We start from the raw sequence: 12,651 nt of genomic DNA, 5'->3' as shown, positions 1-12,651 counted from the left end.
CAGAGCTACAAACTGGAAAGCATCTGTAGGTGTCATGACCCTTGAAACGTAGCCAGTGAAGGCTCAGACTGGTCAGCTATCTAAAGTCGAGGCATGAAGCCCCGTTCTTTAGAGCGGGGTGCTGACAAATATTTTTTGAGGAACCAGGCGCTACATCATTAACTTTAAAGATAATTTTTCAAACCGTGAAATTTTAGTAGAGAATAGTTGCCCCTATGTTCTACTGGCTTCATGTGTTCTAAGATATCAACTTGCGATCGCCGAATCAAACCCACTTATTTTGTTAAGACTACTCATTACATAAAGCTTCAACCTATTCAAAGACAGGTGAGCTATTTGACCCCGAAAGTGGTAACTTGTCCTAACACCGAGCGCTTAAATGCAGCTCAACGCAAAATTTCTTAACTAAAACTATTGCCAGGAAAGGAGGTGAATGTTCCATGATTGAAACCGGACGGAGTAAAGCTCAACTTATTAACTTTCTTCAAGAAGAACTTTCAGTTTCGGCTGCTTCTATGGCCTTGGCTCTGCGGCGATGTGAGCAGCAATCTGGTTCCTTGCCCATTATTCTTTGGCAATATGGTTTCATTTCCTTGGAGCAATTGGAACAAGTTTTTGACTGGCTTGCTAGTTCGTCTATCTGAAGTCTCTTTGAGAGGATGAGGTTGCTAGATGATTAGTAACGCGATCGCGCTTTAGGTCTTACTAAACTAAATTTGACTGGACTCAACCTGACCAAACTCAAGAATATGTTGGGCGGTGAGTTGAGGTTTTTCTAAATGCGGCACATGACCACATTCAGGAATCCAAATCAGCTTACTCTTAGCGATCGCCTGCTGAAATTGCGTGGCATCGCCAGTTCCCAAAATTTTGTCTGCCGCTCCCCACAGAATCAACGTCTGCTGCTGAATATGGGTCAGCTTGTTTCTGAAAGAACCATAACCACCACTTTGGGTGAAAGCAGCGAGTGCTTCACGCCAACTGGGTAGTTCAAGATGTAAGGCTGCACAGAGTTGAGCATCTGGAGAAGCAAAGGTGGGATCGTAGTAGGCAGTGCGGCTAATGCGATCGCGAACCTTGGGGCTGCGGAGAATGCCTGCTGCCAGATGCGCTATCGGTGCTACTAAGAATTTTCCCAAGGCTGGCCCACTTCTAAAGCCTGCACTATCAATTAGTACGAGCTTTTGCACACATTCAGGATAAGCCAGTGTGAAGTCGATGGCAGCGGCTCCCCCCATCGAAGCGCCTACCAAAATTACGGGTTGATTGATCAGAGCCTTCCAGAAAGCATAGAGGTGAGTCTTGATGGCCGTGGGACTGAACGGATGCCCTGCTGTGCGATCAGTAAACCCAAATCCTAATAGATCTACAGCCCAAGTTTCAGACTGAGCGGCTAAGAGGGGCAGAAGCCGACGAAACTCAAACACAGAGCTGTCAAAACCGTGGAGTAACAAAATCGGAGTGCCACCATTGTCCTGCTGGACACCAACCTGATGAACATAGGCTGTCGCGATCGCCTGTGAGCATAGGGGTGTGAGAATATCCTGACACTCAATGCTTTGCGCCAAGGCAATTGAAGCAGGTTCGGTGAGGTTTTGGGCTAGGGGCGGAAGAAAACTGGTGAGCATAAACTCCAGTTTACCTTGCAGCCTGGTCCAATTTTGTGATCTTTAACCGAAGTAAGAGATTAGCCGAAGTAAGAGATTAGCTGAAGTAAGAGAGATGTAGAGGTGGGAAACTTAGACGACCAAATCTGAAGGTAGCGACTACAAATTTAATAAGTACGTTGAGAGGCTACTGAGTTAGTTGGAAGCGGGACAGGGGATGGGTTCTGGAGCCGCTAGAGCCAAGATGTGATAACAAGAAGGAGTTTCTTCGCCTAAAACTTCGTTCAGTCTGTCACGAATCAGGGTGTGTAGGTCCCGAATCGAATCACCGAAGTCGTGCTTGATATGCAACAAACCTGTACGTTGTTGGTAGTCCCGACCATATAGCGCAATGAAGTAGGTGTGGCGTTCTTGGTTGGGAGCGTCCAAAACAAAATCTCTCATTGGTTTCTCCTGCGGATTAGGTAAATCCAGTTGTTGCGGCTGAGATACTTGAATAGCGAGGGCAGCCTGATTATATGTTGCGGTTCGTTTTCTGGGCTCTAGAAGCTATTGTTGTGCGGTGACTTAACTGTCTTGAGATTAAAACGATCCGCCTTGATCCTCTACTGTATTTCTACCCTGGTAGGCAGTTAGTCTCTAGTCTCTTTGTGTAGAATTCGGTAGTTTTACGCCCTCATCTTTAGAGATATCTGAGTAAGTCCTTGATCAAATCCACAATGGCATTAATGGGGTTTCCGGAGGATTTGCAGCGCGATCGCTCTTTCTTTAAGTCTCAGACTACTATTGCAGACTACTGATGCTTTGCTTTTGTTCGTGCCTGTTGAGTTTTTGCCAACGGGTCTATCGTATCGCATTTACCGATTTTGGAGCACTCCGAAACGCTAACTATAGCGACTCTTTAAACTAGCAAGCTGATTATGCCAGTTAGGGTGCCCTAACAGAACGATTTTCTGGCTGAAGTCAGGGTTTGGTAAGAATCGAGGTTTCCTTTGCCTCAGTTAATCTCCTGTCTCATGGATTTTCTATGGTTTCTCTTGATCAGCTCGCTCACTTTTTAGATCAGTTCTTGTTGGCTCAACAGTTTGAACTTGATCCCAATGGCATTTACCGACCATCCACCCGCCCTATTCATCGCTTGGGCTTGGCTCTAGAACCCTGGCCCTATCTGAGACAATGGGCAATGGCCACACAGGTAGACGCCTTGTTCCTGCACCGACCCTGGAATCTTGGAGAACAACTACCTGCGGATATTGGGGTTGTAGCTTATCACTTAGCCTTTGATGAACGACTCACGCTTGGCTTTAACCCTTTGCTAGCTGATGCTCTCGGTTTATTTGCGATAGAGGAATTAGGCCAAAAAGCTGGACGACCGATTGGCATGATTGGCAATGTTTCTACTCAAAGTTTTGTTGGTTTTTGCGATCGCGTGCAGCACATATTTGGTGGATACGAAGCCATAGAAACGGGTAATTTGTCTGAGGTTACATCTGAGGTTACAAAAGTGGCTGTTGTGGGAGCGATGACCGATGCCCTAGTGCGAGAAGCAAAGACACAGGGGACGGAGGTTTACATCACAGGACAATTTCGGCAGCCTGCTCGCTCTGCGGTGATTGCAACGGGGATCAATGTCATTGTGGTGGGTCATCGCCGCAGTGAGGAGTGGGGATTGCAGGCACTAGCTGACATCCTGCGCGATCGCTGGCCCCAGTTAGAAGTCGTTTTACCCCCATCTTAGGTGGTATTTTTGTACTATAAAAACAATTCCTTCTGGAAGACGGCTGTTCTGATTTAACGCTTTATAAAAGAAGAGATTGGATGGTTGCAGCATCCAAAATTGAGAGGCTAGGAGCGATCTCAGCCAAAATGTTTTTTAAGGAAATCTAGATTTATGCCAGTTGAAGAACTTCGCAAAAGCAAAATGATGGTGCATCTCTTAGATGCGTTGGATGCAGGGCAAGATATTGGTCACTATGGCAAGCTGACCTTCGCCATGATTGCCCGTCACTTTATGGAAGAAGACGAGCTGATCACTTATTTGCAAAAAGCGCCTGATTGTAGCGAAAGCGAAGCCAGATCGCTGTTTCAGCAAGTACAGGGTAAAGACTATAACCCACCAAAGCGCGATCGCATTCTAGAATGGCAGCAGCAGCAAGACTTTCCTATTTGCCCCGATGCTCATGATCCGGATGCTTGCAATGTGTACAAAGAGCTGGAATTTCCAGAGCATGTTTATGAACATATCGCTAGCTATTATGAGCACAAAGCAGAAGCCTGAAATTAGGAGCCAGTGCTAGTTAATCTCTAACTAACCATCGCGACTGTGCCTAAAGCTGTGGGTAGTTTTTGCTCTGCTTGCATAGGAATCTCAATGCTAAATCTAGTGCCTTGCCCAGGAATGGATTCGCATTCAATGCGGCCTTGATGCTTCTCGGTGATGATCTGATAACTAATCGCTAGCCCTAAGCCCGTTCCCTGCCCTACGGGCTTAGTTGTGAAGAAGGGATCGAATAATCTGGCTCGCACCGCTTCACTCATCCCAGGCCCATTGTCAGCGATTTCAACTTTGAGGAGATGGGAGTCTACCATCAGGGTGCGAAGGGTAATGGTGCTGGGATCAGCTTGGATTGCTGCGGGCGATCGCTGGGTATTGTACTCATCTAAGGCATCAATCGCATTGGTCAAGATATTCATAAATACCTGATTGAGCTGACCAGCGTAGCAGTTGATCAGGGGAATGTCGCCATATTCCTTGACCACGAGTACGGCGGGATGCTCTGCTCTGGGCTTCAGCCGATTTTGGAGAATCAGCAAGGTGCTATCAATGCCCTCATGAATATCAACAGGTTTCATCTCAGCTTCATCTAAACGCGAGAAGTTGCGTAAAGATAAAACAATTTGTCGAATGCGATCGGTGCCTAACTTCATGGAGGCCAATGTTTTTGGTAAATCCTCGATCAGAAATTCCAGTTCGATCGCCGCAGCTTGAGCCTGTAATTCAAGGGGTAAATGATGAGCATGTTGGTTGAGGGTGCTCACCAAATCCAACAAATCTTGGGTGTATTCATCTACATAAGTCAGATTACCGTGAATAAAATTGACTGGATTGTTGATCTCATGGGCGACACCCGCCACTAACTGGCCTAAACTCGACATCTTTTCGGTTTGGATTAATTGGCTTTGGGCTGCTCGCAGTTCTTGGAGGGTTTGAGCCAGTTGTTTGGCTTGTTGTGTGCGTTCTTGTGCTAACTGCTCAACTTGTTCTGTGTGTTGAATCGATAGACGTAGATAAATTGTCAGCAACGCGGTTAACAATAAACCAAGGCTCAACGCTGTCCAAGTTCCTGAATAGGCCGCAGCACTGGTAAATTTAGGGGTGGGCGCTATTTGGAGTAGCCATTGCCGACCTGCAACATTTAACGTGCGAGTGCAAACGACTGGATTCACGCATAAGGAACTTGAACCCGCTTGAGAGACCAGTTGGATGTTGGGGTCTGACAGTACCTGTTTAGTTTCAGATTGATAGATCGCTAACAAGCGTTTTTGACCTACAGCGGAATTGTCAAAAACATAGAAGTCAAGATTGTCTAACTTCAAGCCAGTTAAGGCAGGCTCAACTATTGTGGGGATCGCAAAGACCCCGGAGATGACCCCTTGAAAATTCTGCTGGCGAGCTTCTGGACGATCTAAAACGGCACCATTTTTATAAATAGGTAGGACCGTCAAAAAGCCTAGCTGTTTTTGAACGATGAGAGTAATCCGTCCGGTTGAGTGCATTTGGCCAGTTGTCAGGGCTTGGGCGATCGCAATCCGACGCATTGGTTCTGATGCGAGATCAAATCCTAAAACTCCATGCAGTTTTTGGAACGGTTCTGCGTAGGTAACAGGAAAATACTCTAGGCGATCGCTAGCTCTCACTATCTGGTTTTGGGAGTCTGACTCTTTTATCTCAAAACTAGATAGACCTGTGGCTTGCACTTCCTGCTCAAATTGGACGCGATTTTCGCTGGTCACTCTGGGAGCCCAGTTAAATCCATAAATACTAGGATGATTCTGGATGAAGTCTGTCAAAAACAGCTCGAAGTCGCGCCGACTAACTTGATCGGAGGCTTGATACAGCTTCCCAGTTGCTTGGAGAATTTCTAAGTTAGTGTCGATGTTTTGTTGTAGGGCTCTAGATAGTAAAGTGACCTGGTTACGGACTTCAATCTTTAATCGTTCTTGCTCCCAATGCCGGACGGTAGCACTCGCCACAACCGATAGTAAAGTTCCAGCACAAAGAACCAGCCATACTGGTAAGTAACGGCGTTTTGGGGATGGAGATTGAGTCACTGGGTTTGACCTTGGGGCGTAAGAGAAAAATTTGACGACTCAGCAAAACTTAGTAACTACGGCCCGCTTTAGGGAGCTACAGTTACTATTCTTTTTGTCAAAATATATATTAAATTGCTATACAAATCTTTACCGATTTTTTGCATTATAACGGCGCTTCCTCAGAACCTAATAGCGCGAAATGGCTGATTAGCAGAACTCGGTTTTATTAATGCTTTACGGCTTTGATAGAGAGTCTTAGGGACATTACTTAGAATTTGTAGTCATTGATCTCTATGAAGATCAAAAAGGATTGAAAATTACAACAGCTTGCTGCGGGAGAAAATTAGGGTTTGCCCCGTGAACTCAGATATACAGCAAGCAGCACGTAAAAATTCTAGCCCTTAACCAAAGTGCTGAGCTAGAGAGATTAGTTTATCTGGCTTCATCAAATCTAAACACCTGAACGGCTTATCCAGGCTCCAACAATTATTCGATGAATTGTATGAACCGCACTCTTGGCTGTGGTAGGTCGCTATAGTAAACAGACTTGGCTTCAATTTCTTGCAGTTGTCCTAACGCTAAACCGCAGGGTCTCCCATACTTTATCTGCACCCGATCGCTCGCAATTTTTAGGGCTGTACGCGATCGCGCTACAAAGTCACTCAATTCATAGTCCTGGTTAGGGATGAAGTAGTCTTTGACGATGAGAGAAGGAGAATAGCAAGTGTCCTGAGAACCATCGGGCCATTGGATTTGAAAGCGAATTTCAGGCATAGGAAGCTAGAAGTTGTTGGTAATGATGGAGGTGCATCTGGGCAGAAGTGGCCCAAGTGTAACGAGATAGAACTGCTTTGCTTTGCTGCACCAAAGAGTGAGATAAGCTGGGCTGAACCACAGCCAGCATGGCCTCTGCGATCGCGGTAGGTGATTCGGGATCTACGAGGAGCGCTTGCGCCTCAGAGAGAAATTCAGTGAAGGGAGTTTGGTTAGAGGTGATGACTGGAAGACCAGAGGCGATCGCTTCTAGCAACACCAAGCCCCACCCCTCTTTGAGCGAAGGAAAGACAAAGGCATCGGCAGTCCGATACAGAGATGGGAGGTCCGCATCGGCAATCACTCCTGGTAACACCAAAGATCGACCAATTTCGATTCCCAGTTCAGCCGCGATCGCAAAAAATTCGTCTCGGTAGGATTGGTAATCAAATAAGGTGGCACCTCCGGCGATCGCTAATTGAGCGTTGGGATAATGCGATCGCACTTGGGCAAAGGCTTGCAGCAGTCGAATCGAGTTTTTGCGAGGTTCAATTCCCCCGACCGTGAGATAAAGAGGAGAACCATGCAAGCTCCATCGTTCTTTCATGCCTGCTTCTGAGCCATCAGGGATAGACGTAAATCTCTCCAGATTCACCCCGTTTACAACTCGTAGAGCTTGAATCTGATATTGCTCTTGCAGTGCAGCCTGCCAATCGTTACTGACACAGAAGCACAGGTTCGCGGCTCGAATCGAACGATCCTGGCACTGCCGCAAATAAGGACTACTATAGGCTTCAATATGATGCACAGTGCGAATAAAATGGGGAATTTGTTGCTGCTGTACTAGCTTGGCTAAGGCATTGGCGCTAATGCAATCTTGGGCATGATAGCAGTCATAAATTGCTTCAGACTGGCTTAAATAGTCCACAAATTCCTGAATCCGCTACTGAATGAGCGCATCGATGCCCGCCGGAGCAGATCGGGCAGGAACAAGCTGGTAATTGCAATTCAAAGGATAGTCAAATCCTGTGCCATCTTTATCTAAAGCATAAACACAGACCTCATTGCCTAGATGATGTAGCGCGCTGGCTAACTCCAGCGTATGAATGACGCTGCCTCTGGGCTTAGTCGAGTAGGTGAGTAGAGCAATTTTTAAGTTGGCTGGGAGAGAAGCCTGGGAGAAGTCTCGATCAGCCTGATCGCTAACAGGTGCAGTATGGCTCATCTCGTTACACCTGCTGGGGAGAAGCCTGTCAGCGGTGCTTGAGACAAATCCCAAAAGACAGTAGATTCCTGGCTTGAGTGTAAAACCAGGTGCTGCGTAGGTTGCACTTCTCCTACCACCTCACAAACTAAACCTTGTTGCCGAAAGCAAGCCTGAACTGCTGAGGCATTGTGAGGCCGCACGCTGAGGAGAAAACCATAACTGGGAAAACTGACCAGCCAGCGCTCCAGCGTTAAGCTCGGTGGGCAGGGAACTTGGTCTAAATTCAGGACAGCTCCACAGCCAGAGGTTTCCAGCAGCATCAGCAGCGTACCAATGATGCCACCATTGCTGATGTCTTTGCCCCCATTACATAATCCTGTTTCAGCGATATGAGGCAAGATAGCTAGATTTTCTCGCAACTGCACCGGATCAGCAGTCGTGGCCGCGTCCCAAAAGGGATATTTAGCATGGGATTTACCCCGAAAGTCGGTAGCCACTAGGATCAGATCTCCAGGTTGAGCCTTAAAGCTACTAATCAAACGCTGCGATCGCCCTAAGATTGCGACTGAGAGAGCGTTGTAGGGACTATGGCAATTGGTATGTCCACCCACAATTGGCACATTGTACGCTTGAGCCGCCGCTTGCATCCCTTGCCAAATCGCTTCAGTACTGCTGGTAGACTGACTCCACAGAGTATCAACCACCGCGATCGCTCGCCCGCCCATCGCAGCAATATCACTGATGTTCACCATCACCGCCGACCACCCTGCAAACCAAGGTTCTGTTTCTACGAGCAGCGGTAACATGCCCTCTGCGGCTAACAAGAGATATCCTTCTCTATCTGGAATGGCCGCACAATCATCTCCCAGCAGTACGTTGGCAGACGTCCATTGTGGCCCCATGCTTAAAGCTTGTGATGCTGTTTGGATATCCTGCTTCTGCAAAAGACTGAGAGATTGGCGCAATTGGGCAGCGAGGGAAAGTAGCATCAAGAAGCCTCTCTGGCTTGCAAAGATAGAATGGGACGCATCTCGGTGTTAGGAGGATAGAAACTGAGATCTGCTTCCATCAAGTGATGCGGATGAGTAAGGATCGCCATCTCTTCTAAGGATTGCCAGTGTAGCCGTTGGAAGAAGCGTACATTTTGCAACTGCACCGTAGCGAGAAACTGTTGACAGCCCCAAGTATTCGCAGTTGTGACAGCTTTGTAGATCAATCCTTTACCGATTTGCCAACCCTTACGATAGTCCGGGTGAGTGCCTAGCCTACCCCCATACCAAATGCCTGGTTTGGCTTCGTAGATTCGCACCACTCCAAGGACCTGCTGGGTAGCGGTGGCGATCGCTACGATAGGATAGGCAAATTGATCAATTTCATCTACGTCATCTCCAGAAAAGAGTTGCTGTTCTTCCACAAAAATGGCACGACGCAACGCAAAGTAAGCTGCAATGTCTTGAGCATCTGTTGCGAGTTTGAATTCGTAAGTCTTCATGGACTAGATTTTCGAGAACTACTATTCTGTTACGTTGATTTTCTGATTGGGCGAAGCCCAATCAGAAAATCAACTATGATAAAGCACTACTTTTCAAAGGTAGAAAGAGCCGAGCAAGCGCCACACTTCGCACAACCTGCTTTGATATCCGCCGATGACATCCCTGCCTGCTTCAACATGGCACCAACTCGTTCATAAAGAGGGAACATAAATTCGCTCTTAGGAGCAGGATAATGAGCGAGGGGAGTACCCGTGATGGGAACAAAGGGCACCACAAAGGGATAAACACCCATTTGAATCAGGCGATCGCAAACTACCAACAAGGTCTCTAAGCTATCTCCCAACCCTGCGAGTAAGTAGGTATTCACTTGGCCCCACCCAAACACTTTAACAGCGGCAGCAAAAGCCTCAAAGTAATACTCCACGGAAACCGTAGCTTTCCCTGGCATAATCCTTGCCCGAACCTCTGGGTCAGCTGCCTCCAAATGCATGCCTAAGCTGTCAATCCCTGCCGCTTGCATGCGATCGAACCAGACAAAATCATCTGGAGGTTCGCACTGTGCCTGAATCGGGATATTCACCCTGGCTTTGATGGCTCTGGCACATTCTGTCAAATAAGCCGCACCGCGATCGCTACTGTTGGGGGTTCCTGTCGTCATCACCATTTGCTTCACCCCATCTAGCCGCACCGCTGCTTCGGCCACTTCAGCCAGTTGAGCAGGAGTTTTCCGAGCAATCGTTCTCCCTGTTGCCAGCGATTGCCCAATCGCACAAAACTGACAAGAGGTGTCTGTATTGCCATAGCGCATACAGGTTTGCAGCACCGTGGTCGCCAAGACATCGCGGCTGTGCAACAAGGCAATTTGACTGTAAGGAATGCCGTCAGCCGTCGTGAGGTTGTAGAACTGGGGGGGCTGGGGAAACTGAACTGGGGCGATCGCGCCACCCTGCTGTGAAGCATCCCTCGCGTCTTGATCTACTTGCAGATATATCTGCTGCGTGGTTGGATCAACCTCAAGATCAACCTCAACGGTATAAGGTGACTGAGCCGCAGGGCTGTTGTAGGTAGGCACCATCACCGTTGTACCGTCTACCGTCACAGCTTTGTGATCAGAAGGACCAGCCCCACCTTTACGTCCTGCGGCTCCAATTTCTTGCTGTACCAGCTTCAGTCCATGTGTTTGCAGTTCTACAATCAACTGTTGCTTGTTCATAGACTGGGTTTGCGCTCCCACCGAAACTTTCTCTCAGACTCTTGAATCGGCACATCGTTAATACTGGCCTCTCGTCTTTGCATCAACCCATTCTCGGCAAACTCCCACTGTTCATTGCCGTAAGCCCGATACCAGTAGCCAGAATCGTTATGCCATTCATACTCAAATCGCACCGAGAGCCGATGATCTGTAAAGCTCCAAAGCTCCTTTTTGAGACGGTAATCTAACTCCTTCGCCCACTTGCGCTCCAGAAAAGCCGCGATCGCTTCCCGTCCGCTGAAGAATTCAGCTCGATTGCGCCACTGGGAATCTTCTGTGTAGGCCAAGGCCACCTTTTGGGGATCGCGAGTGTTCCAAGCATCTTCTGCGGCTTGAACTTTGGCTTTTGCTGTTTCCAGGGTAAAGGGTGGTAGGGGTGGTTTTATTTTCATGCAGTGTCGCAGTTAGGGAGTAGGTTGTAGGGAAGAGTCAAGCGGTGCTTCGGTCGCTGGAAAACTGCTGTCGGGAGATTCTGCCATCACTGTCTGGGCCTCCAAATTGACTTGCAATTGCAGTAACTCTGGGCGGGAATAGTGACCGACACAATCCATCATGCGTTTCCGTTTGGTAATTAAGGAGAAATTTAGATCCGCGATCGCCATGCCCTCCCCTTTTGTAATCGGTGGACAAAGATGATTTCCTTCGGGTCCAATAATTGCGGTATTACAGCCACCACTGAGCACCCGTTGTAGCTTCTCATCAGCGGTGATTTGACTGACCTGTTCTGGAGAGAGCCAACCTGTGGCATTGACCACGAAACAGCCAGATTCCAAGGCATGATGGCGAATGGTGACTTCAATCTGGTCCGCAAAAATCTGCCCAACTAAGGAACCGGGGAATTGGGCACAGTGAATTTGTTCATGCTGAGCCATGAGGGCGAATCGAGCCAAAGGATTGTAGTGCTCCCAACAAGCTAAGGCACCCAGTTTTCCTACTGCTGTCTCCACAACCCTCAAACCAGAACCATCTCCTTGTCCCCACACCATCCGCTCATGATAGGTGGGTGTAATCTTGCGCCGCTTCAACAATAGGGTGCCATCGGCATCAAAAATTAGCTGCGTGTTGTAGAGAGAGCCATGATCTCGCTCATTGACTCCTAGCACCACCACCATTGCATAAGAACGAGCCGCTCTGCTCACCGCATCAACCACTGGCCCAGGTACACTCACCGCTTCTTCATACAGCCGCATATGTTCCTGACCCATGAGAACGGGCGGTTGCACAAAGGAGAAGTAGGGATAATAAGGGATCAAAGTCTCAGGAAAAACGACTAGTTGGGCACCCTCCTTAGCCGCTTTAGCGATCGCCTGCAACACCTTCTCTGTCGTGCCATCCCGACTAAACAAAACCGGGCTAATCTGTACGGCTGCGGCTCGGATGGTATGGGAATCGTTCATTGCTTGTAGTTCATCCCTTAGAGAGTCCAAGTATCTAAAATTAAGGCTCCATCTTTGCGATGCAGGAGCACTAAATCCAGCACATCTAAAGGATTGATCGGACGGATGCCAGGAATCAGGGAGGGTTCTCCGTGACCATACAAAGCTTGTAGAGCAAAGCGGCAAGCATAGACTTTGCCACCTTCCGCCATAAACTTGCTGATTTGGTCATTAAAGTTCTGATGCCCAGGGAAAGCGGCATCTCCTAACTTGGGAAATCCCCGCTGTACCCCCAAAGTCACACCAGGACCATACAGCAAGACAGAAGTCTCAAATCCCTTACGCAGTAGACGTGTAGCTTGTAAGAGATTAACAAAACCGATCGATCCTTCAAAAGCCACGGTATGGAACGTGACTAACGCTTTCTCCCCAGGCTCGGCTTTGACATCGGGAAATACTTTCTCTTCGTAATCCACAAAGAAATCACCCACTTGATGGGCAGGAGTGGTTACTTCAGGCATATGGCTCTCCTTGAGTTGTTTTCCTGGAATGGTGTTGCCAGATTAAGGGCTAGCTGAGACGGGCTTTGTATCTCTCACTACGAAAGCTGCAAGTCTAACCATAAGGCTAGGGGAGGCGATCGCTATGG

The 12,651-nt window shown here is 48.0% G+C and carries 13 protein-coding genes and 1 pseudogene; 3 read left to right on the top strand and 11 right to left on the bottom strand.

What is annotated here, in order from left to right:
- The first annotated feature begins 440 nt into the window (after positions 1-440).
- Complete coding sequence (locus tag KME12_18875) at positions 441-644, top strand: DUF2949 domain-containing protein (protein ID MBW4489851.1); 204 nt, start codon at positions 441-443, stop codon at positions 642-644.
- A 66-nt stretch (positions 645-710) separates the two neighbouring features.
- Here the strand turns inward: KME12_18875 and KME12_18870 are convergent, their stop codons facing one another.
- Positions 711-1,628: an alpha/beta hydrolase gene (locus tag KME12_18870; protein ID MBW4489850.1), complete on the bottom strand. Its 918-nt coding sequence runs from the start codon at positions 1,626-1,628 to the stop codon at positions 711-713.
- A gap of 174 nt (positions 1,629-1,802) precedes the next feature.
- Entirely contained in the window at positions 1,803-2,051 is a 249-nt protein-coding gene (locus tag KME12_18865) for a hypothetical protein (GenBank protein ID MBW4489849.1), read from the bottom strand.
- Positions 2,052-2,634: 583 nt separating this feature from the next.
- On the opposite strand from KME12_18865, the gene KME12_18860 reads away from it, so the two are divergent.
- Together KME12_18860 and KME12_18855 are read left to right on the top strand one after the other, a co-directional pair.
- Positions 2,635-3,345, top strand: a complete 711-nt coding sequence (locus KME12_18860; GenBank protein MBW4489848.1) for a Nif3-like dinuclear metal center hexameric protein — start codon at positions 2,635-2,637, stop codon at positions 3,343-3,345.
- A gap of 153 nt (positions 3,346-3,498) precedes the next feature.
- Positions 3,499-3,885: a hypothetical protein gene (locus KME12_18855; protein ID MBW4489847.1), complete on the top strand. Its 387-nt coding sequence runs from the start codon at positions 3,499-3,501 to the stop codon at positions 3,883-3,885.
- Positions 3,886-3,911: 26 nt separating this feature from the next.
- Here the strand turns inward: KME12_18855 and KME12_18850 are convergent, their stop codons facing one another.
- From KME12_18850 to KME12_18810, 9 genes and pseudogenes are all read right to left on the bottom strand, one after another.
- Complete coding sequence (locus tag KME12_18850) at positions 3,912-5,939, bottom strand: CHASE domain-containing protein (protein MBW4489846.1); 2,028 nt, start codon at positions 5,937-5,939, stop codon at positions 3,912-3,914.
- 468 nt (positions 5,940-6,407) lie between these two features.
- Complete coding sequence (locus KME12_18845; protein MBW4489845.1) at positions 6,408-6,695, bottom strand: MSMEG_0570 family nitrogen starvation response protein; 288 nt, start codon at positions 6,693-6,695, stop codon at positions 6,408-6,410.
- A pseudogene (locus KME12_18840) lies at positions 6,688-7,899 on the bottom strand (MSMEG_0565 family glycosyltransferase). Before KME12_18840 ends, KME12_18845 begins: the two are co-directional and overlap by 8 nt.
- Complete coding sequence (locus KME12_18835; GenBank protein ID MBW4489844.1) at positions 7,896-8,870, bottom strand: sll0787 family AIR synthase-like protein; 975 nt, start codon at positions 8,868-8,870, stop codon at positions 7,896-7,898. Before KME12_18835 ends, KME12_18840 begins: the two are co-directional and overlap by 4 nt.
- On the bottom strand, positions 8,870-9,373 hold the full coding sequence (locus KME12_18830; protein ID MBW4489843.1) for a GNAT family N-acetyltransferase: 504 nt from the start codon (positions 9,371-9,373) through the stop codon (positions 8,870-8,872). Before KME12_18830 ends, KME12_18835 begins: the two co-directional genes overlap by 1 nt.
- An 86-nt stretch (positions 9,374-9,459) precedes the next feature.
- Positions 9,460-10,587, bottom strand: a complete 1,128-nt coding sequence (locus KME12_18825; protein ID MBW4489842.1) for an MSMEG_0568 family radical SAM protein — start codon at positions 10,585-10,587, stop codon at positions 9,460-9,462.
- Entirely contained in the window at positions 10,584-11,018 is a 435-nt protein-coding gene (locus KME12_18820) for a nuclear transport factor 2 family protein (protein MBW4489841.1), read from the bottom strand. The genes KME12_18825 and KME12_18820 overlap by 4 nt, the downstream gene beginning before the upstream one ends.
- A 12-nt stretch (positions 11,019-11,030) precedes the next feature.
- Positions 11,031-12,023, bottom strand: a complete 993-nt coding sequence (locus KME12_18815; protein MBW4489840.1) for a Nit6803 family nitriliase — start codon at positions 12,021-12,023, stop codon at positions 11,031-11,033.
- 17 nt (positions 12,024-12,040) lie between these two features.
- Positions 12,041-12,523, bottom strand: coding sequence for an MSMEG_0572 family nitrogen starvation response protein (locus tag KME12_18810; GenBank protein MBW4489839.1), 483 nt, complete (start codon positions 12,521-12,523; stop codon positions 12,041-12,043).
- Between the last annotated feature and the right edge of the window lie 128 nt (positions 12,524-12,651).

Source organism: Trichocoleus desertorum ATA4-8-CV12 (assembly GCA_019358975.1).
Classification (GTDB): Bacteria; Cyanobacteriota; Cyanobacteriia; order FACHB-46; family FACHB-46; genus Trichocoleus; species Trichocoleus desertorum_A.
The sequence above is the reverse complement of the archived record's forward strand: the minus strand, read 5'-3'. Positions and strand labels throughout refer to the sequence as shown.